At 61.3% G+C, this 21,968-nt stretch carries 15 protein-coding genes; 13 read left to right on the top strand and 2 right to left on the bottom strand.

Annotation, left to right across the window (positions count from 1 at the left end):
- Positions 1–204 precede the first annotated feature (204 nt).
- From recC to FBY12_RS06945, 6 genes are all read left to right on the top strand, one after another.
- Complete coding sequence (recC, locus tag FBY12_RS06920) at positions 205–3,657, top strand: exodeoxyribonuclease V subunit gamma (protein ID WP_145252354.1); 3,453 nt, start codon at positions 205–207, stop codon at positions 3,655–3,657.
- Positions 3,654–7,343 carry an exodeoxyribonuclease V subunit beta gene (gene recB / locus FBY12_RS06925; protein ID WP_145252356.1) on the top strand — a complete coding sequence of 1,230 codons (3,690 nt, stop codon included), beginning with the start codon at positions 3,654–3,656 and terminating at the stop codon, positions 7,341–7,343. Before recC ends, recB begins: the two co-directional genes overlap by 4 nt.
- A complete protein-coding gene (gene recD, locus FBY12_RS06930) occupies positions 7,340–9,448 on the top strand; it encodes an exodeoxyribonuclease V subunit alpha (protein WP_145252358.1) in 2,109 nt (702 codons plus the stop codon). Before recB ends, recD begins: the two co-directional genes overlap by 4 nt.
- Before the next feature lie 121 nt (positions 9,449–9,569).
- Positions 9,570–10,145, top strand: a complete 576-nt coding sequence (locus FBY12_RS06935; protein ID WP_145252360.1) for a YfiR family protein — start codon at positions 9,570–9,572, stop codon at positions 10,143–10,145.
- On the top strand, positions 10,142–11,407 hold the full coding sequence (locus FBY12_RS06940; RefSeq protein ID WP_145252362.1) for a diguanylate cyclase domain-containing protein: 1,266 nt from the start codon (positions 10,142–10,144) through the stop codon (positions 11,405–11,407). Before FBY12_RS06935 ends, FBY12_RS06940 begins: the two co-directional genes overlap by 4 nt.
- Positions 11,407–11,916 (top strand): OmpA family protein, encoded by a 510-nt coding sequence (locus FBY12_RS06945; protein WP_145252364.1) that lies wholly within the window; start codon positions 11,407–11,409, stop codon positions 11,914–11,916. Before FBY12_RS06940 ends, FBY12_RS06945 begins: the two co-directional genes overlap by 1 nt.
- On the opposite strand, the gene FBY12_RS06950 is transcribed toward FBY12_RS06945, so the two are convergent.
- Complete coding sequence (locus FBY12_RS06950; RefSeq protein WP_145252366.1) at positions 11,913–12,860, bottom strand: LysR family transcriptional regulator; 948 nt, start codon at positions 12,858–12,860, stop codon at positions 11,913–11,915. The genes FBY12_RS06945 and FBY12_RS06950 overlap by 4 nt on opposite strands.
- A 161-nt stretch (positions 12,861–13,021) precedes the next feature.
- Between FBY12_RS06950 and FBY12_RS06955 the strand changes: the two genes are divergently transcribed.
- Complete coding sequence (locus FBY12_RS06955) at positions 13,022–14,548, top strand: CoA-acylating methylmalonate-semialdehyde dehydrogenase (RefSeq protein ID WP_145252368.1); 1,527 nt, start codon at positions 13,022–13,024, stop codon at positions 14,546–14,548.
- A gap of 10 nt (positions 14,549–14,558) precedes the next feature.
- Positions 14,559–15,446: a 3-hydroxyisobutyrate dehydrogenase gene (mmsB, locus tag FBY12_RS06960; protein WP_092273685.1), complete on the top strand. Its 888-nt coding sequence runs from the start codon at positions 14,559–14,561 to the stop codon at positions 15,444–15,446.
- A 164-nt stretch (positions 15,447–15,610) separates the two neighbouring features.
- Here mmsB and FBY12_RS06965 read toward each other — a convergent pair whose 3' ends face one another.
- A complete protein-coding gene (locus FBY12_RS06965; RefSeq protein ID WP_145252370.1) occupies positions 15,611–15,955 on the bottom strand; it encodes a cupin domain-containing protein in 345 nt (114 codons plus the stop codon).
- Between the two features lie 531 nt (positions 15,956–16,486).
- Between FBY12_RS06965 and FBY12_RS06970 the strand changes: the two genes are divergently transcribed.
- The 5 genes from FBY12_RS06970 to FBY12_RS06990 are packed head-to-tail and all read left to right on the top strand — an operon-like array spanning position 16,487 to position 21,957.
- Positions 16,487–17,056: an acyl carrier protein gene (locus FBY12_RS06970; protein WP_145252372.1), complete on the top strand. Its 570-nt coding sequence runs from the start codon at positions 16,487–16,489 to the stop codon at positions 17,054–17,056.
- Between the two features lie 9 nt (positions 17,057–17,065).
- Positions 17,066–18,340, top strand: coding sequence for a beta-ketoacyl-[acyl-carrier-protein] synthase family protein (locus FBY12_RS06975; RefSeq protein ID WP_121731832.1), 1,275 nt, complete (start codon positions 17,066–17,068; stop codon positions 18,338–18,340).
- Position 18,341: 1 nt separating this feature from the next.
- Positions 18,342–19,400, top strand: coding sequence for a beta-ketoacyl synthase (locus FBY12_RS06980; protein ID WP_145252374.1), 1,059 nt, complete (start codon positions 18,342–18,344; stop codon positions 19,398–19,400).
- Positions 19,397–20,692, top strand: coding sequence for a beta-ketoacyl synthase (locus FBY12_RS06985; RefSeq protein WP_145252376.1), 1,296 nt, complete (start codon positions 19,397–19,399; stop codon positions 20,690–20,692). The genes FBY12_RS06980 and FBY12_RS06985 overlap by 4 nt, the downstream gene beginning before the upstream one ends.
- Positions 20,689–21,957 (top strand): beta-ketoacyl synthase N-terminal-like domain-containing protein, encoded by a 1,269-nt coding sequence (locus FBY12_RS06990; protein ID WP_145252378.1) that lies wholly within the window; start codon positions 20,689–20,691, stop codon positions 21,955–21,957. The genes FBY12_RS06985 and FBY12_RS06990 overlap by 4 nt, the downstream gene beginning before the upstream one ends.
- Positions 21,958–21,968 lie beyond the last annotated feature (11 nt).

The raw sequence follows: 21,968 nt of genomic DNA on the forward strand, positions 1-21,968 counted from the left end.
CGATGGTAGTGTGGGGTTTCCCCATGTGAGAGTAGGTCATCGTCAAGATTAAATTCCGAAACCCCTATCTGCGTATGCAGGTAGGGGTTTTGTTTGTCCGCTAGAAAATTTCCTACAACATTCTCGGACGCCTTGCGGCTGTCACAGCCCCTCGACAGTGCTAAGGTTCGGCCCTAGCTTTTGTATTTACCCAAGGAAGCATTTATGCCGGACGCAGCGTCTCTCAATGCCGGGTTTATGGTGGTTCAAAGCAACAGTCTTGATGAACTGCGCAGCCTGGTGATCGGCGTAATGCGGCATTACCCGCTGGCCCCCCTGGAAAATGAAATAGCCTTGGTCCAGAGCAACGGCATTGCTCAATGGCTGAAGCTCGCACTCGCCGAAGATCCTGAAGATGACGACATGGGCGGCTGCGGTATCGCCGCGGCAATCGATGTGCAATTGCCGGGCAGCTTCATGTGGCAGCTCTATCGCATGGTCCTTGGCCGAGACGAAATCCCGGTCAAATCCCTGCTCGATAAAGCACCACTGACCTGGCGTTTGATGAGACTGCTGCCGCAGTTAATCGATCAACCTCACTTCGAACCTCTGCAGCGCTTTCTTACCCACGACACCGATCTGCGCAAACGCTATCAGTTGTCTGAACGTCTCGCCGATCTGTTCGACCAATATCAGGTCTACCGGGCCGACTGGCTCGAAGATTGGGCGGAGGGAAAACATCAACTGAGGAATGGCAGAGGCGAAGCGAAGCCGCTGACCCCAGCCAATTGCTGGCAAGCGGAGTTGTGGCGCGCGTTGCTTCTGGATGTCGGCGAGCAAGGCATGGCGCAAAGCCGTGCCGGTGTCCACCAGCGTTTCATTGAGCGCATTAACAGCCTCGATGAAGCGCCTGCCGATTTACCGTCCCGAGTAATCGTCTTCGGGATTTCTTCGCTACCCGCACAAGCACTTGAAGCTCTTGCCGGATTGGCGCGATTCAGTCAGGTCCTGCTCTGCGTGCACAACCCATGTCGTTACCATTGGGCAGACATCGTCGCCGATAAGGACTTGCTGCGGCATCAATACAAACGACAGTCGCGCAAAAGCGGGATGCCGGTTGTGCTCGATCCGCAAACCCTTCACCAACATGCACATCCCTTATTGGCGGCGTGGGGTAAACAAGGGCGCGACTACATCAGCCTGCTCGACAGCTACGATGACCCGAACAGCTATCGCGCGGCGTTTCGCGATGGTCGCATCGACCTGTTCAGCGAAAACAATCCGCAAAACATGCTCAACCAGTTACAGGACGACATCCTCGAACTGCGTCCATTAAACGAAACCCGCGAGCATTGGCCGGCAGTCAATTTGCAAAGCGACCACTCAATTCGCTTCCACATTGCCCACAGCGCCCAGCGCGAAGTCGAGATTCTCCACGATCAATTGCTCGAACGCTTCAGTGCCGATCCAGACCTGCGGCCTCGCGACGTCATCGTCATGGTTCCCGATATCGACAGCTACGCGCCGCATATCCGCGCGGTATTTGGTCAGCTGGAACGTTATGACCCGCGCTTCATTCCATTCACCTTGGCCGACCAGGGCCAGCGGGGCCGCGATCCACTATTGATCGCCGTCGAGCACCTGCTCAAGCTCCCGGACAGCCGTTTCCCGGTCAGCGAGATCCTCGACCTGCTGGATGTGCCGGCGCTGCGGGCGCGATTCGGCGTGGAAGAGCGTGACCTGCCGACGCTGCATCGTTGGATCGAAGGCGCTGGCATCCGCTGGGGTATGAACGCCGAACAGCGGGCCGGCCTCGGTCTGCCGCCAGAACTGGAGCAGAACAGTTGGCGTTTCGGCCTGCGCCGCATGCTGCTGGGTTACGCCGTCGGCAGCGCCAGTGCCTGCGAAGGCATCGAGCCCTACGACGAAATTGGCGGGCTCGATGCCGCACTGATCGGTCCTTTGGTCGCCCTGCTCGATGCCTTGGAAATCGCGCATCAGGAGCTCACCCAACCGGCGCCGCCGAAAGAGTGGGGAGGGCGATTGCAGGGCCTGGTGCAGTTGTTTTTCAAGGCCAGCAACGAACACGACGATTACCTGCTGGCTCAACTCGAAGAGCTGCGCGAAACCTGGCTGGATACCTGCGAGTCGGTAGGGTTGCAGGATGAACTACCGCTGACCGTAGTGCGCGAAGCCTGGTTGGCAGGTCTCGACCAAGGGCGCTTGTCTCAGCGCTTTCTCGCCGGTGCCGTGAATTTCTGCACATTGATGCCGATGCGCGCGATCCCTTTCAAACTGGTGTGCCTGCTCGGAATGAATGACGGCGATTACCCACGGGCGCAGCCGCCGCTGGACTTCGACCTGATGGGCAGCGATTACCGTCCCGGCGATCGTTCCCGGCGCGAAGACGACCGCTACCTGCTGCTGGAAGCGCTGTTGTCCGCGCGAAATCAACTGTATATCTCCTGGGTCGGCCGGAGCATTCGCGATAACAGCGAACGCCCAGCCTCGGTGTTGATCGGCCAATTGCGTGATCATCTGGCCAGCGGTTGGCGGCTGAATGACGAGGATGAATCGTTGCTTGAGGCGATGACCCAAGAGCATCCCCTGCAACCGTTCAGTGCCCGCTACTTCCATGAAGGCGATGCGCTTTTCAGTTATGCCAGCGAGTGGCAAGTACTTCACCAACCGAAAAAACCTGCAGCCGAAAACGAGGTCCTTGAACCCTATATTCAGGACGAACCACTGAGTCTCGGACAGTTGCAGGATTTCCTCCGCAACCCTGTCAGACATTTCTTCAGTCAACGCCTGAAAGTATTCTTTGAAGCCGCCGAAGTGCCGCTGGCCGACGAAGAACCGTTTGTCCTCGACGCACTGCAGCGCTACAGCCTCAGCGACAGTTTGCTCGAAGCCGCACTGGGCCAACTGGAGAACGCCGATCAAGCGCTGGAAGCTCACGCGCTGCGTCTGCAAAACAGCGGTCTGCTGCCAATGGCCGGTTTTGGCGAATGGCTGCAACGAGAGTTGATCGAGCCGCTCCCTGACCTGCTGCAACGCTACCAGCAACTTCTGACGTTATGGCCAACGCCGCTCACCAGTGCCTTGCCGGTGAGTCTGGAATTGCACGGCTTGCGCCTTGAAGGCTGGCTCAGTGGCCTGCACCAACGCGCCGACGGTGGTCTACTCTCGGTTACCACCATCCCCAACAGCATCGGCTCGATCAAGACGCGCAAGTGGCATCGACTGACTCGTCCGTGGGTCAATCACCTGGTTGCCTGCGCCAGTGGTTTGTCGATGACCACCGCGCTGGTCGCCAGTGACGACAGCCTTTTGCTCGAACCCTTGGAGAAGGGCGCCGCATTGCAAATGCTCGGCAACCTGCTGCTCGCCTGGCAAACCGGTATGCGCCAGCCATTGCCGATCGCCGTCAAAACCGCGTTTGCCTGGCTCGGTCAAACCGACCCGATCAAAGCCGAGGCCGCCGCGCGCAAAGCTTATGAAGGGGACGGCCAGACCACCGATGGCGAGCGCCGCGAAAGTCCGGCACTCGCCCGGCAATTCGCCGATTACGACAGTCTGGTCGCCGACGAGACATTCGCCGGATGGTGCGACTCTTTATACCGGCCATTGCTTGAAGCACCTTGGCGATCATTGACCAGCGAAGGTGCGCGCTCATGAACACGAACAAACCATTAGCGCTGGCCTTCCCGCTGCGTGGCAGCCAACTGATCGAGGCCAGTGCCGGGACCGGCAAGACTTTCACCATCTCCGCGCTGTATCTGCGGCTGGTCCTTGGTCATGGCGGCGAATCCAGCGGGTTTGGACGGGAACTACTGCCGCCGCAAATCCTCGTTGTGACATTCACCGATGCCGCCACCAAAGAGCTGCGCGAACGCATTCGAACCCGCCTTGCGGAGGCTGCCCGCTACTTCCGCGACGAAACGCCTGCCCCCGATAGCCTGATTGCCGAGTTGCGTGAGGAGTTTTCTCCCGAGCAATGGTCCGGTTGCGCCAATCGCCTCGACATCGCAGCGCAATGGATGGATGAAGCGGCGGTCTCGACCATTCACAGTTGGTGTCAGCGCATGTTGCGCGAACATGCGTTCGACAGTGGCAGTCTGTTTACCCAGACCCTGGAAACCGATCACAGCGATTTGCTCGGCGAAGTGCTGCGCGATTATTGGCGGCTGTTTTGCTACCCGATGCAGGACGATGCGCTGAGTTGGGTTCGCACCAATTGGGGTGGACCTGCGGCATTGCTGCCGCGGGTGCGTGGTCTGTTTGCCAGCGAGCGCGAGAGTATTCAGGGCAAAGAGCCTGCCGAGTTGATCGCCGAAAGTTTGCTCGAACGACGCACCGCACTGGTCGACCTGAAGATGCCTTGGCAGCAATGGGCAGACGAATTACTCGCGATCTGTCAGCAGGGCGTGGCGAGTAAAACCGTCGACGGACGCAAGATGCAGGCGCGCTACTTCGAACCGTGGTTCGAGAAAATCAAAGCCTGGGCGGCAGACGAAGCCCTCGAGCAACTGGACATCGGCACTGGCTTCACGCGCCTGACGCCCGATGGCATGGCAGAAGCCTGGAAGGGTGAAGCGCCTCGTCATCCGGGCCTGGACGCGATGCCCGGCCTGAAGCTCAGCCTCGATGGATTGCCGACACCCGACGCGGCGGTTCTGCAGCACGCCGCGCAGTGGGTCGGTGCTCGATTCGAAGAGGAAAAACGTCGTCGCGCAGAGATGGGCTTTGACGACATGTTATTGCGCCTCGACGCAGCACTGCAGGCCGACGGCGGCGAGCGCCTGGCCAGCCTGATCCGTGAACAGTTCCCGGTGGCATTGATCGACGAATTCCAGGACACCGACCCGGTGCAATACCGCATCTTCGAGAGCATCTATCGCATCGAAGAGAACAATCCCGAGTGCGGACTGTTCCTGATCGGCGACCCGAAACAGGCGATCTATGCCTTTCGCGGCGCAGACATTTATACCTACCTGCGCGCCCGCCAGGCCACCACTGGACGTTTGCATACACTGGGCACCAACTTCCGCTCCAGCCATGGCATGGTCAACGCGGTGAACCACGTTTTTGAGCGCGCCGAATTGCGAGAAACCGGACGCGGTGCGTTTCTCTTTCGCGAGGACAGCGGTGAAAACCCGGTGCCGTTTCTGCCGGTGCAATCCCAGGGCCGCAAGGAAGTTCTGCACGTCGATGGGCAAAACCTGGCGGCGCTGAACATCTGGCATCTGGTCGCCGATCAACCGCTGTCCGGCGTGGTTTATCGACAACAACTGGCCGCCGCGTGTGCCAGCGAAATCACCGCGCTGCTCAATAGCGGACAACAAGGTCTGGCGGGATTCACCCAGGACGGTAAAGCGTTCCGCGGACTGTTGCCGGCCGATATCGCGATTCTGGTCCGCGACGGCAAAGAGGCCCAAGCCGTGCGCGGTGAACTGTCTGCTCGTGGTGTGCGCAGTGTGTACCTGTCGGACAAGGATTCGGTGTTCGCCGCTCAGGAGGCGCATGACCTGCTGACCTGGCTCAAGGCCTGCGCCGAACCTGATGCCGAGCGCCCGCTGCGTGCCGCGCTCGCCAGCATCACCCTGAACCTCTCGTTGGCTGAACTCGAGCAGTTGAATCAGGACGAATTGGCCTGGGAAGCGCGGGTCATGCAGTTCCGCCGTTATCGCGAGACCTGGCGCAAGCAAGGCGTGCTGCCGATGCTCCGGCGCTTGCTGCACGACTTCCAGCTGCCCCAGGCATTGATCACCCGCAGCGACGGCGAACGGGTATTGACCAACCTTTTGCACCTCTCCGAACTGCTGCAACAAGCGGCTGCCGAACTGGATGGCGAACAAGCGCTGATTCGCCATCTGTCCGAGCACCTGGCGTTGTCGGGGCAGGCTGGAGAAGAACAGATCCTGCGTCTGGAAAGTGATGAACAACTGGTCAAGGTTGTGACCATCCACAAATCCAAGGGCCTCGAGTATCCGTTGGTGTTCCTGCCGTTCATCTGCTCGGCGAAACCGGTGGACGGCAGTCGTCTGCCGTTGCATTACCACGACGCAGCGGGCAAGGCGCAAGTAACGCTGAAACCGACTGCCGAGTTGATCGCTCTGGCCGATGACGAGCGTCTGGCCGAGGATTTACGCCTGCTCTACGTCGCGCTGACCCGCGCCCAGCATGCGTGCTGGCTGGGTGTGGCCGATCTCAAACGTGGCAATAACAACAGCTCGGTGCTGCACTTGTCGGCGTTGGGTTATTTGTTGGGCGGCGGCGCGGCACTGGCCGAATCCGCCGGTCTGACCCGTTGGCTCGAAGACTTGCAGCAAGACTGCCCCGCGCTCAGCTACAGCGAAATGCCCGAGGCGAAGTCCGAGCTCTACCATCCGCCGCGCAACGAGGCGACTTTGCTCGCGCCGTTGATCCCCAAGCGCAAGGCCAGCGAAAACTGGTGGATTGCTTCCTACAGTGCCTTGCGCATTGGCGACAGCATGAGCGTGGGCAGCGACGAAGCGCCGGAGAATCCGCAGGCGCAAAAGCTCTTCGACGATGAACGTCTGGATCCCGAAGCGCCACGCGAAGTGGCTACCGGCGGCGCCGACATTCACCGCTTTCCGCGTGGTCCGAACCCCGGGACATTCCTCCACGGTTTGCTCGAATGGGCCGGCGATGAAGGTTTTAATGCTTCGCCGAAAGCCGTGGAAGACGCGGTGGGCCGTCGCTGCAACCGACGCGGCTGGGAAGGCTGGATCGTCACGTTGAGCGACTGGCTGCAGCACCTGCTGCGCTCGCCGCTGCACATTGGTGGCGGGCAGCCACCGGTGGTCTTCGAGCAACTGAGCCAATATCGCGTCGAGATGGAGTTCTGGTTCGCCAGTCACACGGTCGACGTGCTCAAACTTGATGAACTGGTGCGCCAACACACCCACAACGGCGTGGCGCGCGTGGCCGCCGAACCGGTGATGCTCAATGGCATGTTCAAGGGCTTCATCGACCTGACGTTCGAGCACGAAGGCCGTTATTACGTCGCCGACTACAAGTCCAACTGGCTCGGCGTCGACGATGCGGCGTACACCGAACAGGCCATGGAACAGTCGATTCTCGACAACCGCTACGATCTGCAATACGTGTTGTACCTGTTGGCACTGCATCGCCAGCTCAAGGCGCGGTTGCCCGACTACGATTACGACCGCCACATCGGTGGCGCCTTGTACCTGTTCCTGCGCGGGACACGTGCGGCCAGCCAAGGCGTTTATTTCGCCCGGCCGCCGCGGGAATTGATCGAACGACTGGACCGGCTGTTCCAGGGCAAGGCCGAACCCAAGGCTGAGCCCGCCTGGGAACAGGGAGAACTGCTATGAGCCGCACCTTCGCCGATCTGCTGCCGACGCCGCTCGCGGCCGAAAGCCTGGCCGACCTGGCGCCACTGAGCCGCGCCGAGGATCTTCTGCTGTTGCTGACCCGCTGGGTCGAACGCGGCTGGCTGCGAGCGCTGGACAAAGCGTTTGTCGCGTTTCTCCACGAACTCGCGCCCGATGACGATCCGCTGGTGTTGCTCGCCGCTGCGTTGACCAGTCACCAGCTCGGTCACGGCCACGTCTGCCTGGACCTGTTCGAAACCCTGAAAGCGCCGGACTTTGCCTTATCGCTGCCGCCCGAAGGTGATGTGCAAAGTGGAGCGATGTTGCTGCCGTCGCAATTGCTCGAAGCGCTGGACGGCGCCCACTGGTGCAAGGCGCTGGCGGCCAGCAGTCTGGTGGCGTTGGCGGTCGATGGCAGCGAAGCGGCGCGCCAGCGACCCTTGGTGCTGTCGGGCAAGCGCCTGTATTTGCGTCGTTACTGGACCTACGAACGGCGCATCGACAATGCTCTGCGCCAGCGTTTGGCCGAGCACGAAGCGACGCCTGCGGATCTGCTGCAACGCTTGACCGGCCTGTTCGGTCCGGCCAAACCCGGCGAGGTGATCGATTGGCAAAAACTTGCGTGTGCCCTCGCTACCCGCAGCCCGTTCAGTATCGTCACCGGCGGCCCTGGCACCGGCAAAACCACCACCGTCGTGCGTTTGTTGGCGCTGCTTCAAGCGCCTGCCGTGGAAGCCGGCAAACCATTGCGTATTCGTCTGGCCGCGCCCACCGGCAAGGCGGCTGCGCGGCTCACCGAGTCCATCAGCCAGCAAGTGCAATCACTGGCAGTCGCCGAAGCCGTGCGCGAGAAGATTCCCTCCGAAGTCACCACCGTGCACCGTTTGCTTGGCAGTCGTCCCGGTACTCGGCATTTCCGTCATCACGCTGGTAACCGTTTGCCACTGGATGTGCTGGTGGTCGATGAAGCCTCGATGATCGATTTGGAGATGATGGCCAATCTGCTCGATGCCTTGCCGGCGCATGCACGACTGGTGCTGCTCGGTGACAAGGATCAGCTGGCTTCGGTGGAAGCGGGCGCCGTGCTCGGGGATCTGTGCCGCGATGCCGAGGGCGGTTGGTACAGTCCGCAGACGCGCCAATGGCTGCAAGCCGTCAGCGGTGAAAGCCTTGAGGCCAGTGGGCTGCACGAAGATACCGACGGCACGCACCCGTTGGCCCAACAAGTGGTGATGTTGCGCCACTCACGCCGGTTCGGCGAAGGCAGCGGCATTGGCCAATTGGCGCGATGGGTCAATCAGCAGCAGCCCGATGAGGCGCGCAAGCTGTTGGCTGAACGCAACTTCAAAGATGTGTTCTCTCTGCCGCTCAAGGGTGAGCAGGACAAAGCGCTGGAGCGCTTGCTGCTCGACGGCCACAACGACGGGCCACACGGTTATCGCCATTACCTGAGCCTGCTGCGCGATCAGCGGCCCGCGCTGGGCAGCAGCCTCGATGACCCGCGCTGGACCGAATGGGCGCGGCAAGTGCTGAACGCTTTCGACACTTTCCAGTTGCTCTGCGCCGTGCGCAAAGGGCCATGGGGCGTGGAGGGCCTGAATCAGCGCATCACCGAAGCCTTGCTCAAGGCGCGTTTGATCGACGGTGATCAGCAGTGGTACGAAGGTCGGCCGGTGCTGATGACGCGCAACGATTACGGGCTGGGCTTGATGAACGGCGACATCGGCATCGCCCTTAAATTGCCGGAACGCGATGGCCCCGAGGCCGGCAAACCGGTGTTGCGTGTCGCGTTCCCGCGCAACGACGGTCAGGGTGGCGTGCGGTTTGTCCTGCCGAGTCGGCTCAACGATGTCGAAACGGTGTACGCGATGACCGTGCACAAATCCCAAGGTTCGGAGTTTGCGCATACGGCGCTGATCCTGCCGGACGCTCTCAATCCAGTGCTGACCAAAGAATTGATTTACACCGGCATCACTCGCGCCAAAGACTGGTTCACCCTGATCGAGCCGCGCGCGGGTGTGTTCGAAGAGGCGGTGCAACGCAAAGTGAAGCGTCTCAGCGGGCTGATGCTGGAGTTGGACGAGGGCGTTGAGTCTAGCGCTTAATCTGCCAATCGGTTGACGACGTAAAACTGGCTGAAAGCGCCGTGTTTAGCGGCCTCGCGGGGTGTTCGGTGCTGTGCTATCGTTGCGGCATCATTGTGTTAGATCGACGAGAATCCCCCGCATGAAGTTGGCTGTCCGGGTGACAGAGAGCGTTCTCGGCTGCAGGCAGATATTGCTTGGCGCCTTGCTCTGTTTACTGACCGGCATCGCATATGCACAACCTGAAACCGCCGTCAGCATGGCCGATCAACGGGCCAGAGCGGTGACCCAGGTCGTGCTCGGGATTCTCAGTTATGCGCGGTGGCCGGTAGAGCCTGCGCAACTGCGCCTGTGCGTGGTCGGCCCGACGCAATACACCGACGATCTGGTCAAAGGCTCGACCCAAGCCACCGGACGTCCCGTCACCGTGCAACGCTTGCTTGCCGATAATCCCGCGATTGCCAGCGACTGCGATGCCGTATACATCGGCAAGCTGACCGGCGATGAGCGCAGCCGTTTGTTTGCTTCGTTGATCGGCCAACCGATATTGAGCATCAGCGAGGCCAGCGATCCGTGCACCGTCGGCAGCCTGTTTTGTCTGCGGGTCAGCGATGATCAAGTGTCCTTCGAGGTCAACCTCGATTCCGTCGCGCGCAGTGGCGTGCGCATTCACCCGAGCGTGCTGCAACTGTCGCGCCGCAAGCCGACGGCACCATGAGCCTATTCAAATCCAGTCATCGCCCCACGTTGCGTTCGGTCATTGGCCGCGGCCATTTGATTGTTGCGCTGGTCGGCGTGGCCATGGCCAGCGTATCGCTGACGCTGCTCGGTGTGTTGGCCCTGCGGGTTTACGCCGACCATAACCTGCATCTGATCGCGCGCTCGATCAACTACACCGTCGAAGCGGCCGTGGTGTTCAACGACAAAGTGGCTGCCACCGAAGCGCTCGCGTTGATCGCCTCTACCGAGGAAGTCGCCGACGCGCAGGTGCTCGACGAGCAGGGCGTGCTGCTCGCCCGTTGGCAGCGCCCGGAAACCGGATTTCTCTCTGATCTCGAAATGCAGATCGCCAAGGCGCTTCTGGAAAAACCGATCAGCATGCCGATTGTCCATCAGGGCCAGGAAATCGGCAGCATCGAACTCACGGGTCACGGCGGCAGCCTGTTGCGTTTCTTGCTCAGTGGGCTGGTGGGGATCATTTTGTGCACGGCCGTCAGTGCCTGGGTCGCGTTGTATCTGGCGCGCCGACAATTGCGCGGCATCACCGGCCCGTTGCGCAGCCTCGCCGCGGTGGCGCACGCCGCCCGCAGCGAACGCGCTTTCGACCGACGCGTACCGCCCGCCGACATCGCCGAGCTGGACAACCTCGGCAACGACTTCAATGCCTTGCTTGATGAGCTCGAATCCTGGCAAACCCATTTGCAAAGCGAGAACGAAACCCTCGCCCATCAGGCCAGCCACGACAGCCTCACCGGGTTGCCCAATCGGGCATATTTCGAAGGTCGGCTGATTCGTGCGTTGCGCAATGCCAACAAACTCAACGAACGCGTGGCGGTGTTGTTCCTCGACAGCGACCGCTTCAAGGAAATCAACGACAGCTTCGGCCACGCGGCGGGCGACGCGGTATTGGTCGCGGTGGCCACCCGGGTTCGTGCGCAATTACGCGAAGAAGACCTGGTGGCGCGGCTCGGCGGCGACGAATTTGCCGTGCTGCTGACACCGCTGCACCAGACCGAAGACGCCGAGCGCATTGCCGACAAAATCATCGCCAGCATGGAAATGCCGATTACCTTGCCCGGCAGTACCACGGTGCTCACCTCTCTGAGTATCGGCGTCGCGGTCTACCCCGATCACGGCGCCACGCCGGGTGCGCTGCTGAATGCCGCCGACGCCGCGATGTACCAAGCCAAGCGCCTGTCCCGAGGCGCCCAACAAACGGCCGGGTCGGAGCACCCAGCCCACGTTCAAACCAGGAGCTAATGTCCGTGTTTTCGATTCCCCAGCGTTCCCTGCGATTTTTCGCCGTCACCTTGTTCATGGCGTTATTGGCATTGACCGGCTGCCAGACCGCCCCACAAAAAGGCCTGACCCCGACGCAGATTGCCGTGCTCAAACAACAGGGTTTCGAGCTGACGGATGAAGGTTGGGCGTTTGGCCTGTCCGGCAAAGTCCTGTTCGGCAGCGACGTCGAAACCCTCAACGCGCAGAGCACCGAGATCGTCCAGGGCATCGGCAAAGCGCTGCAGGGCGTCGGCATCGAGCGCGTGCGGGTCGACGGTCACACCGATGGTTCCGGTAAAGAAACCTACAACCAGCAACTGTCCCTGCGCCGCGCGAAAAGCGTGGGCAACGTGCTGACATCAGTCGGAATGAAACAACAGAACATCAAGCTGCAAGGCCTCGGCAGCACCGAACCGGTAGCGTCGAACGACACCCCGGCGGGCCGCACCGAGAATCGTCGGGTAGCGATTGTGGTGATTGCCGATTAATCGGCAAACAGCATTTCCCGACTTTCCCCCATCAACAACCTGCGATTCTGCTCGGTGACTTCGCGGATGTAATCCCACAACAGGGTGATCCGCTTGAGCTTCCTCAGGTCCTCGCGGCAGTACATCCAGAACTGCCGGGTGATGTTGATTTCCGCCGGCAATACCGGCAGCAGCCGTGAGTCCCGCGCCGCCAGAAAGCACGGCAGGATCGCCAGCGACCGCCCTTGCTGCGCCGCGACGAATTGCGCGATCACGCTGGTGCTGCGCAAGTTGGCGCTGGCGCCGGGCAGCACGTTGGCCAGGTACAGCAGCTCCGAACTGAACGCCAAGTCATCGACATAACTGATGAACGAATGTTTTGCCAGGTCAGCCGGGCGGCGGATCGGTGGGTGTTTGTCCAGATAATCCTGGGTCGCGTAGAGCTGCAATTTGTAGTCGCAGAGTTTGCAGCAGACGTACGGACCGTGTTCCGGGCGTTCGAGGGCGATGACGATATCGGCCTCGCGTTTCGACAGGCTGATGAAGTGCGGCAGCGGCAGTATATCCACCGAGATCGCCGGGTAGGCATCGACGAAATGGCTGAGCTGCGGAGTGATGAAGAAACTCCCGAAACCTTCGGTACAGCCCATCCGCACATGCCCGGACAGCGCCACGCCGGAGCCGGAAACCTGCTCGCACGCCATGTGCAACGTGCTTTCAATCGACTCGGCGTAACCGAGCAGACGCTGGCCCTCGGCGGTCAGCACGAAGCCGCTGGTGCGCGACTTCTCGAACAGCAAAGTGCCCAGCGCGGTTTCCAGCGAACTGATGCGGCGCGATACGGTGGTGTAGTCCACCGCGAGGCGCTTGGCCGCGGTGCTGGCCTTGCGGGTGCGGGCGACTTCGAGGAAAAACTTGAGGTCGTCCCAGTTCAGCGAACCTAAAGACGTGATGTTTTTTTGCATGATGGACCGGCTTTTATGTGCGTTCTTATTAGAAGTTTGCACATCTATACTCCAAAAACCGTCCGACAACCAATTCGCGACACACGCCTCATCTCAAGGCGACTTGCACGCCTTGGCTCCCTGCATAGCTTTCCAGATAAGAATAAGTCCAGGAGACCAGCATGAACGCATCGCTCACGCCAAACGACACCACGGTCCAGAACGTCAAGTTGCTGATTGACGGCGAATGGGTCGAATCGCAGACCAGCGAATGGCAGGACATCGTCAACCCGGCGACCCAGCAAGTACTGGCCAAAGTGCCGTTCGCCACCGCGCAGGAAGTAGACGCCGCGATCAGCGCCGCCCATCGCGCTTTCCAGACCTGGAAGCTGACGCCGATCGGCGCGCGGATGCGCATCATGCTCAAGCTCCAGGCATTGATTCGTGAACACTCCAAACGCATCGCCGTGGTCCTCAGCGCCGAGCAGGGCAAAACCATTGCCGACGCCGAGGGCGATATTTTCCGTGGCCTCGAAGTGGTCGAGCACGCCTGCTCCATCGGCACTTTGCAGATGGGCGAGTTCGCCGAGAACGTCGCGGGCGGCGTCGACACTTACACGCTGCGCCAGCCAATCGGCGTGTGCGCCGGCATCACCCCGTTCAACTTCCCGGCGATGATTCCGCTGTGGATGTTCCCGATGGCCATCGCTTGCGGCAACACTTTCGTGCTCAAGCCGTCCGAACAGGACCCGCTGTCGACCATGCTCCTGGTGGAATTGGCGATTGAGGCCGGCGTTCCGGCCGGCGTGCTCAACGTGGTGCACGGTGGCAAAGACGTGGTCGATGCGCTGTGCACGCACAAAGACATCAAAGCGGTTTCCTTCGTCGGTTCGACCGCTGTCGGCACGCATGTCTACGACTTGGCCGGCAAACACGGCAAACGCGTGCAATCGATGATGGGCGCGAAAAACCACGCCGTGGTCCTGCCGGACGCCAATCGCGAACAAACCCTGAATGCTTTGGTCGGTGCCGGTTTCGGCGCCGCCGGTCAGCGTTGCATGGCCACTTCGGTGGTTGTGCTGGTCGGTGCGGCCAAGCAATGGCTGCCGGATCTGAAGGCGCTGGCGCAGAAGCTCAAAGTCAACGCCGGTAGCGAGGCGGGCACCGATGTCGGCCCGGTGATTTCGAAACGAGCGAAAGCGCGGATTCTTGACCTGATCGAAAGTGGCATCAAGGAAGGCGCCAAGCTTGAACTCGACGGTCGCGAGATCAGCGTGCCGGGTTTTGAGCAGGGTAACTTTGTCGGCCCGACACTGTTCTCCGGTGTGACCACCGAGATGCAAATCTACACCCAGGAAATCTTCGGCCCGGTGCTGGTGGTGCTGGAAGTCGACACGCTTGATCAGGCGATTGCGCTGGTCAACGCCAACCCGTTCGGCAACGGCACTGGCCTGTTTACCCAGAGCGGTGCGGCGGCGCGCAAATTCCAGACTGAAATCGACGTCGGCCAGGTCGGCATCAACATCCCGATTCCGGTGCCCGTGCCGTTCTTCAGTTTCACCGGTTCGCGCGGTTCGAAACTCGGCGACCTCGGCCCGTATGGCAAACAAGTGGTGCAGTTCTACACGCAGACCAAAACGGTCACCAGCCGCTGGTTCGATGACGACAGCGTCAACGACGGTGTGAACACCACCATTAACTTGCGTTAAGGAGCCGGACATGAAAATCGCATTTATCGGCCTCGGCAACATGGGCGCGCCGATGGCGCGCAACCTGATCAAGGCTGGCCACTCGCTGAACCTGGTCGACCTGAACAAAACCGTGCTCGCCGAACTCGAGCAACTGGGCGGCACCATCAGCGCTTCGGCCCGCGAAGCGGCGCAAAACGCTGAGCTGGTAATCACCATGCTGCCGGCCGCCGTGCATGTGCGCAGCGTCTGGCTCGGTGAGGACGGCGTGCTCGCCGGCATCGGCAAAGGCGTGCCGGCGGTGGATTGCAGCACCATCGATCCGCAGACTGCGCGTGATGTCGCTGCGGCCGCCGCCAAACAAGGCGTGGCCATGGCGGATGCGCCGGTGTCCGGCGGCACCGGTGGCGCGACGGCGGGGACGCTGACCTTCATGGTCGGCGCCACGCCAGAGCTGTTCGCAACGCTGCAACCGGTGCTGGCGCAGATGGGCCGCAACATCGTGCATTGCGGCGAAGTCGGCACCGGGCAAATCGCCAAGATCTGCAACAATTTGCTGCTGGCGATTTCGATGGTCGGCGTCAGTGAAGCGATGGCGCTGGGTGATGCATTGGGCATCGACACTGGCGTGCTGGCCGGGATCATCAACAGTTCGACCGGGCGTTGCTGGAGTTCAGAGATGTACAACCCGTGGCCGGGCATCGTCGAAACGGCGCCGGCCTCGCGCGGTTATACCGGCGGGTTTGGTGCCGAACTGATGCTCAAGGATCTGGGATTGGCGACTGAAGCGGCGCGTCAGGCGCACCAGCCGGTGGTACTCGGCGCGGTGGCCCAGCAGTTGTATCAGGCGATGAGCCAACGCGGGGAGGGTGGCAAAGACTTCTCGGCGATCATCAACAGCTACCGTAAACCGCAGTAACACCGCAAAAACTGTAGGAGTGAGCCTGCTCGCGATTGGGGTCAGACATTCAACAAGAGTGTTGATTGACCCACCGCCATCGCGAGCAGGCTCACTCCTACAAAGTAGGTGTTTCAACCGATCTCACCGCGAAACCACGTCGAGTGGTCTCGCGGTTTTTTGCATCAGGCAAACACGAAATACTTGCGCACGGTCTCGACCACTTCCCACGTGCCTTTCATCCCCGGTTCAACCACGAAAATATCCCCGGCGCGCAGGTGGATCGGCTCTTTCCCTTCCGGCGTGATGATGCAATAACCCTCGCGGAAATCGCAGTATTCCCACTTCACGTAGTCGACGTACCACTTGCCCGGTGTGCAAATCCAGGTGCCCATGATCTTGCTGCCGTCTTCGCTGGTGTAGGCGTTGAGGTTGACGGTGTGCGGGTCGCCTTCGAGTTTTTCCCATTTGCAGGCGTCGAGGACGGGCAGCGGATGGGTGTCGCGAAGGACGGTGATGGGTGCGCTCATGTGGACTCCGGGGCAGTGGGCTGGGGAACTGAAGTCGCACGGTATAGGGCGCCGCACTTGCGCAATTGTCTGTGCTCGACATTCAGATACCCAGCAGCGCTGTTGCGGTGTGCCCCGGTCTCGGCGAAATCCCTCAACTGCAGTAACTACCGCACGCTTGATATAGAGCAAAGGTTATGAAGTTATAACTGTTTACTTGTCCGGTTTTTGTTGCTTGTACGTCTGTGCTGTCTTTTGCAAGTTTGAACTTTCAGCCCTGTTCCGGTATTCATCCGCGACACCGCGCTCTTCCTACCTTACCCAGCGTTTGTTAAGCAATTAAGACGTCCTTTACCCATCTGCGCACCAATAGAGTGCGGCGCCAAGGTGATTTTTACACTCGTCCGAAGTTGCTGAAAAACTTCAAATAGTTCGTTGACTCTCCCCTTAAGGACAGAGTTTAGATTTCCGCCGCGTGAGAAGTTGCTGTGGGAATAGTTACTTCTCCCATGCCGAATTTATGAAGCAGTCACGATATATAGGGAGATAGCCATGAACAATCCATTGGAATTGGAAAACGTTATTGCCAGCACCCGCGAAATCCTCGCGCAACTGCTGGTGATGAGCGCCGACGATATCGACGAAAACAGCAGCATCGTTGACGACCTCAGCGCGGATTCGCTGGACATCGTCGACCTGAGTTTTCAGTTGGGCCGTCAATATGGCTGCACTTTGCCGAAAACCAGCGTGCTGGATCACGCCGTCGCCGTGTGTGGCGACGCCAGTGAATTCCTGGTCAACGGCCGCATCACCGAGAGCGGCAAACAACTGCTCGAACAGAGCCTGAGCGCTTACTCCCCGGAGCAACTCAAGGCTGGCATGCAACCGGCACAAGTGTTTGCCGCCACCACCGTGCGCAACTGGGCGCAACAGTGCCGCAACCTCTTCAACTATCTGCCGCAAGACTGCCCGGATTGCAGTTCCAGCCATGCGCTGTTGAACGAGCGTCAGCAAGTGGTCTGCGGGGCTTGCAGTGCGCGTCTGGTACCGGCGGACGGTGACGAAGTTTCGCGTCGACTGGTGGAGCAGTTTGTCGCCACTCACGTCAAAGAAACGGTGTAGGGAGTTCTCATGCGGGCACGAGAAGTCTATGTGACCGGATTCGGTCTGGTGGCGCCCATGGCGCTGGACGCCGCCACGTTGTTCGAGCGGATTTGCCAGAAGCAATCCTGTGTCCGCGAACATCCACGGTTCAAGGCGTTGGGCTTCAACAATTGCGCGGCCGGGTTTATCGATGACGGCCAATGGCAACAGATCGCCGCCGGGTTTGGCGGCAATGCTGCGCTGCATCCACGGCAAAGCGTGCTGGCCGATTACGTTGCCCGGCAAGCCTTGCAACATGCCGGCCTGACCCCGGCCGACGTCGCTCATGCGCGCAGCGGATTATTCCTCGGCGCCAACAAATACTGCGCCGACAGCGACGAGCTGCAGCGCGCCAGCCGCTGCATGGATGAGGCTGGGCGCGTTGATCTCGATCGACTGCTGGCGCACCCGGCGCCGGCGAGTTCGCCGTTCGCGCGGCGGGTCGATCAGCAGACTCAACACCTCGCCGAGCGACTCGGCATCCGTGACCACATTTCCACCCATTCCGATGCATGCGCCGCCGGCACCATGGCAATTGGCAGCGCCTACCGGGCCATCGAGCGCGGCGAAATCGACCTGGCGATATGCGGCGCCGTCGAATTGATGGCCAACGAACTGCCTTATTACATGTTCAACAGCCTCGGCGCGCTGTGCCAGGCCGACCTGCCGGCCAGCGAGCAGAGCCGCCCGTTCATGCCTGACCGTTGCGGTTTTGTCATCAGCGAGGGCGCGGCGCTGGTCATCCTTGAATCCGCCGAACACGCGCAACGGCGCAAAGCCACGGCGTTGGGCCGCGTCTTGGGTTACGCGAATGTCTGCGAGGCGCAAAAAATGACCTCCAGCAGCCGCGACGGCAGCAAATACGAGGAATGCATGGAAGCGGCCATCGAAGACGCCGGGCTGCTCGGCAGCGCGGTGCAACACGTCAACACTCACGGCACCTCCACGCAGGCCAACGACAGTTGCGAAGCGCTGGCGCTGCAACGGGTGTTTGCTCAAGGGCAGCACCACGTGACGTTCACCGCCAACAAATCGGCGATCGGCCACTCCCTCGCGGGCAGCGGCGCAATTGAAGCGGTTCTGTCGCTGATCAGTTTGCGCGACGGCGTGCTGTTGCCAACGTTGAACTACGACCACGACCGCGCCGAATACCCTGCGCTGAAATTCCTCAGCGAACCGGTGCGCCAGTCGATCAACGTGGTGATGTCCAATTCGTTTGGTTTCGGCGGCGTCAACAGCTCGCTGATTTTGGGGAGGGCATGACATGAGCATTGCCGTTTACATCCATTCGGCGGCGGTTTTGAACGCTGCCAGCGACCCTTGCGGCGACCTGCTCGGGACGCCGCCAGCGCCGCAACCCCTGGCATTCGACCCAACGCGCCGGGCCTTTGCCCTGGCCACGCCGAGCCTGGCCCGCGACCTGTTTGACCGCAAGATCCAGCGCAGCGTCGAGCCGCAAGGCCTGCGCCTGTTGCATTGCGTGGCCAGCCTGGCGCCGTCACTCGCGGCGCTGCAATTGCCGCCGACACGCATTGCGTTGACGGCGGCGATCCCGGAAGTCGACGCGCCGAGCCCTTGTTGGGAAGCGGTGCAGGCGATCAGCGAACAACCACAAAAAGTGCTGGCACCGTTGTTGGCCAACACGCCGCCGCTGCACGCGCTGACACTGCTCAACAGCAGCGTGATGGCCTACGTCGCCGAAGCTCTGGAATGCCACGGCCCGATGGCGGGTTTCTGTTCCCAGGACAACGCCGGGCTCGACGCGTTGATCGAAGCTGTGCAGCAAATTGCCGAACAACGCGCCGACGCCGCGCTGGTGGTCAGCAGCAGCCCGAACCTGACGCCGGCCCTGTATTTGCGCGAACCCAAGCCGCCGGCCGAGGTGATTTTCGGTGAGGGCGCGGCCGCGTTGCTGCTGGCAGCGACACCGGCGCCGAACAACACCAATGCGCTGCGGATCGTCGGTTTTACTCGCGGTTATAGCGCCGATCCGCAACGCGCTGCGGCGGTCGGTGCCAAGGTCATCGAGAAGGTCCTGAATGCGCAGAAACTTCGCCTCAGTGATGTGCAGAACATCGTCGCCAATCTCGATGATCCGCTGCTGGAAAACCTCTTCGCTGAACATCCTCAAGGCACTCGAAGCAGCCGTAGCGTGACCGGCGAACTCGGTGCCAGCGCTCTGCTGACGGAAATCGCCCTGACCCTGCAGCAGCGTCAAGCGGCAGTGCCGACGCCCGGTCATACGCTGTTGGTCAGCCACAGCCGCGCCGGACATTGGGGCGCCTTGCTGTTGCTCAGCGAAACCATGGAGAAGCACACATGAGTGCAACACGGATTGTGATTACTGGCTTGGGCGCCGTGACCGGATTCGGTTTCGAGTGGCAGACCCTCTGGGAAAAAATGCTCGGCGCCGAACACTGTGTGCGCCCGTGGCAGCCCGACGGTTTGCAGGACGAAATCTTCCCGGTGCGCTATGCCGCCGCCGTCGACATGGCGTTGTTACCGGACACTCTGCGCGACCATCCAGCCTGGACCGTGGCGCTGGAAAAACGCAGCCGATTTGGCTGGGTCGCCGCCACCCAGGCCGTCAACGACAGCGGCCTGAGCGTCGCGCAAATGCGTGATGCCGCGGTGCTCTGCGCCTCCGGGGCGCCGCAACACATGCTCGCCGACATGCTGCTGACGCAGAGTGCCGACGGTGCCGCACCGGGCTGGGAAAATCTGCTGCCGCGTGCCGCCGAAGTCAGCGCCGACGGCTCGCTGCGCCAGAGTAATGATCGGCTGGCGCGAGTGATTGCCGACGGCTTGGGTTGCGAAGGCCCGGTGATCAATATCAGCAGCGCCTGCGCTGGCGCGTCCCAGGCAATCGGCAATGCGTTCCAGATGATTCGTCGCGGCGAAGTCAGCGTGGCGATTGCCGGTGGCGCCGATTCGGTGTTGAACCTCGACACCATGGCCGCGCTGTACCTGCTCGGCGCGGCCTCCAGCGAACAGCGCTGGGGCGCTGACGTGTGCCGGCCGTTCGACCGTGATCGCAGTGGCTTGATTGCCGGCGAGGGCGGCGGTTTTGTGGTGCTGGAAAGCCTCGAACACGCCTTGGCGCGCGGCGCCACGCCGTATGCCGAAGTGCTCGGTTTTGGCAGCAGCCTCGACGCCTACAAAGTCACCGCACCGCAACCCGAAGGACGTGGCGCAGCGCTGGCGATGCAAGCGGCGCTGGACGACGCCGGTTTGCGCCCGCAGCAGATTGATCTGGTGAACGCCCACGGCACTTCGACGCCGCTGAATGACGTCGCCGAGACGCTGGCGATCAAAAGTGTGTTCGCCGAACACAAGCACTATCAGTCGCTGGCGGTCAGCGCCAACAAGTCGCAATTCGGCCACTTGATTGCTGCTGCCGGTGCGCCGGAATGCATCGTCACTGCGCTGGCCTGTCTGAATGATCTGGTGACGCCAACCGTCAACCTGCATGCCGTCGATGAGCAATGCGACCTCGACTATTGCGCCGGGCAAGCGGTCAGCCGTCGAGTGGATTTTGCCTTGAGCAATTCGTTTGGTTTCGGCGGGCTCAATACCTCGCTGGCGCTTGGCAAATACCGGGAGCACGGACAATGACTGGCGCCAATGTACGTGTCGCGATTGCCGGCAGTGGCTGCGTGTTGGCCAGTGGCTGGGGCGTGCAGCGTTTCTGGTCGGCGGCCAGTGAAGCGCGCAGCGGCATCGCGCTGCTGCAATCGAAACTGTTTTACAGCGAGCGCGTCGCCGCGTTCGGGCATGTCGCCGAGGAAGACCATCAACGCAGTCGGCAGGACGTCGCGCAAAACTTGCAGCGTTACTGCCCGCCGGCGGTGATCTGGGGTGTCAGCGCGGTGCGCCAGGCACTGGAAGACGCCGGGCTGCAACCGGGCAACGATGGCGTGCGTTATGGCCTCTATTGCTCCCAGGGCGGCTACACCCATCCGTCGATTGCCGCGTATGGCGAGCTGCTCCACGAATGCCGCGACCAGCGCCGCGCCGAGCCCGGCGATGAAAGCGGGGCCGATATGCAGCGCCTCGCTCGACGGGTATTGCAGGAGCGCGCACTCGATCCGTTCCTGGTGCTGAAAAGTCTGAGCAATGGTTTGCTCGGGATCATCAGCCTGGCGCTGAAACTGGAGTGCGAATGCAACGCCTACATGCAAGGCGTGGCGGGCAATCTGGCGGCCATGCGCGAAGCCTGCGCGGCGCTGCAAAGCGGTCGTATCGATGCGGCCATTGTGGTCGGCGCCGGCAGTGAACTTGACCCGTTGGCGTTGGCCGCACTGGCCGAGGCCGGGGTGATCAGCACCGACGGCAGCCACGACATGCTGGCGTTTGATCGCCGGGGCACGGGCGGCATTGCCGGGGAGGGCGCGGCGGCGTTGATTCTGCGCCGCGCCGACGATCTGCCGCCAGGGCCGAAAACCTGCGTCGCGGGACTTTACGCGCATGCACGGCTGGACGCGTTGAGCCTGCCGGACAAACAGGCCGATCTGCTGATCAGCAGCGCCAGCGGCGATCCGCAGAAAGACGCCGACCTCGCACGCACGCTGGCCCGCGTCGGCGCCGCGCACATCACCAGTGCGGCATCGGTGACCGGCATTCTCAGCGGTGCGCCGAGCCTGGTCGATATGATCCTCGCCCATCACGCGCTACAGGCGCAAAGCGTGCCGCCGATCATCGGGCTGCAGCAATCAGTCGATGCGCATCTGCCGTTTGTGCTCGGCGAACGCCGCGACGCAGTGCTGCACGACTGCCTGATCATCAACCGCGACAGCAACGGTTTCAGCGCCTGTTACCAACTTGACTATCAACACGAACATCAACACGAGCATCAGCACGAGCATCAGCTGGCCCGCTAGCCGCCGGCGCG

Source organism: Pseudomonas sp. SJZ131 (assembly GCF_007828705.1).
Lineage (GTDB): Bacteria > Pseudomonadota > Gammaproteobacteria > Pseudomonadales > Pseudomonadaceae > Aquipseudomonas > Aquipseudomonas prosekii.

Coding starts and splice junctions, on each gene's coding strand:
- FBY12_RS06965 (WP_145252370.1), bottom strand. CDS start 15,955: ATGAGCGCACCCATCACCGTCCTTCGCGACACCCATCCGCTGCCCGTC.
- recB (WP_145252356.1), top strand. CDS start 3,654: ATGAACACGAACAAACCATTAGCGCTGGCCTTCCCGCTGCGTGGCAGC.
- recD (WP_145252358.1), top strand. CDS start 7,340: ATGAGCCGCACCTTCGCCGATCTGCTGCCGACGCCGCTCGCGGCCGAA.
- FBY12_RS06980 (WP_145252374.1), top strand. CDS start 18,342: ATGAGCATTGCCGTTTACATCCATTCGGCGGCGGTTTTGAACGCTGCC.
- mmsB (WP_092273685.1), top strand. CDS start 14,559: ATGAAAATCGCATTTATCGGCCTCGGCAACATGGGCGCGCCGATGGCG.
- FBY12_RS06970 (WP_145252372.1), top strand. CDS start 16,487: ATGAACAATCCATTGGAATTGGAAAACGTTATTGCCAGCACCCGCGAA.
- FBY12_RS06950 (WP_145252366.1), bottom strand. CDS start 12,860: ATGCAAAAAAACATCACGTCTTTAGGTTCGCTGAACTGGGACGACCTC.
- FBY12_RS06985 (WP_145252376.1), top strand. CDS start 19,397: ATGAGTGCAACACGGATTGTGATTACTGGCTTGGGCGCCGTGACCGGA.
- FBY12_RS06940 (WP_145252362.1), top strand. CDS start 10,142: ATGAGCCTATTCAAATCCAGTCATCGCCCCACGTTGCGTTCGGTCATT.
- FBY12_RS06955 (WP_145252368.1), top strand. CDS start 13,022: ATGAACGCATCGCTCACGCCAAACGACACCACGGTCCAGAACGTCAAG.
- recC (WP_145252354.1), top strand. CDS start 205: ATGCCGGACGCAGCGTCTCTCAATGCCGGGTTTATGGTGGTTCAAAGC.
- FBY12_RS06945 (WP_145252364.1), top strand. CDS start 11,407: ATGTCCGTGTTTTCGATTCCCCAGCGTTCCCTGCGATTTTTCGCCGTC.
- FBY12_RS06935 (WP_145252360.1), top strand. CDS start 9,570: ATGAAGTTGGCTGTCCGGGTGACAGAGAGCGTTCTCGGCTGCAGGCAG.
- FBY12_RS06990 (WP_145252378.1), top strand. CDS start 20,689: ATGACTGGCGCCAATGTACGTGTCGCGATTGCCGGCAGTGGCTGCGTG.
- FBY12_RS06975 (WP_121731832.1), top strand. CDS start 17,066: ATGCGGGCACGAGAAGTCTATGTGACCGGATTCGGTCTGGTGGCGCCC.